Source organism: Limnofasciculus baicalensis BBK-W-15 (assembly GCF_024178385.1).
Taxonomy (GTDB): Bacteria; Cyanobacteriota; Cyanobacteriia; order Cyanobacteriales; family Coleofasciculaceae; genus Limnofasciculus; species Limnofasciculus baicalensis.
In genome coordinates this window covers 1-831 of record NZ_JAMZMM010000143.1, presented here as the reverse complement: position 1 = coordinate 831, position 831 = coordinate 1, and the positions used below count along the sequence as shown (strand labels likewise).

Genomic DNA, 831 nt, shown 5'->3' with positions numbered 1-831 from the left:
GTCCTATTTTAGAGGACTTTAGCTATTAGCCAGTGGTTTTAACCATTGGCGGTTAACTGGCGGTTACTGGCAGTTGTGGTTATCTTAATTAATCGGAAGATTCCGGATTCCTTGGAGAAGTCAGGAATATGGGCATATAATCAAAATAATGACAAACACTACCGCCAATCCCCCCCATGGCTGAAACCCGCCCAGAAGCTTATTTAGAATTAATCCAAACTCTCCTTAATTGCCCTAATGGAGAAGAATCCGCGATATTAAACGCTAACTCAGACTTGGTGGATGGTGGGTTAATTGAGAAAATGATAGAAGTAGCAGAATTTTTGGCAGAGAGGGGGGAGAATAATTATGCTGTTTAAATGGTTACGGAATTTCGCAGCCCAACTTGCTGAAGCGATAGGTATTTCCTCAACCCCTACTACTTCAGAAGGATATTTTAATTTTTTGAGGGAAGTATTAAAAGCGACTTCAGACAGCGACGGTAATCCGGAAGTCGTCTACCCTCTACTTAGAGCAAATGAAGATAAACTCAATCTGGGTTTTGCTGAGGTATTGGAAAATTGGGCAAGGGCAACTCTCCCCCAAGAAGAATCAGCAACAGCACAAGGCATTACAGGAATTATCGTAAATTTCAGTAATCTGATAAAGCAATTCCCCCATGGTAACCGGGCGGATAATTTGGAAATTGCCATAGTTGGTTATGAAATAGCAGTGACTGTTTTTACCAAAGAAGCATTTCCCGTAGACTGGGCAATGACTCAATATAATCTGGGCATTGCTTACAGTGATAGAATCAAAGGCGAAAAGGCTGATAACAGAGAAACTGCGATC

General features: G+C 41.5%; 1 protein-coding gene and 1 pseudogene. Both read left to right on the top strand.

Annotated elements, in window-relative coordinates; translation table 11 throughout:
• The first annotated feature begins 176 nt into the window (after window positions 1-176).
• Window positions 177-359, top strand: coding sequence for a hypothetical protein (locus NJ959_RS15190; RefSeq protein ID WP_254012579.1), 183 nt, complete (start codon window positions 177-179; stop codon window positions 357-359).
• Window positions 349-831: pseudogene (locus NJ959_RS15185) on the top strand (CHAT domain-containing protein); the annotation flags it as partial. The gene NJ959_RS15190 and the pseudogene NJ959_RS15185, both read left to right, overlap by 11 nt.

Excerpts from the sequence above, each read along its gene's own strand:
- NJ959_RS15190 (WP_254012579.1), top strand. The coding sequence starts at position 177 with ATGGCTGAAACCCGCCCAGAAGCTTATTTAGAATTAATCCAAACTCTC.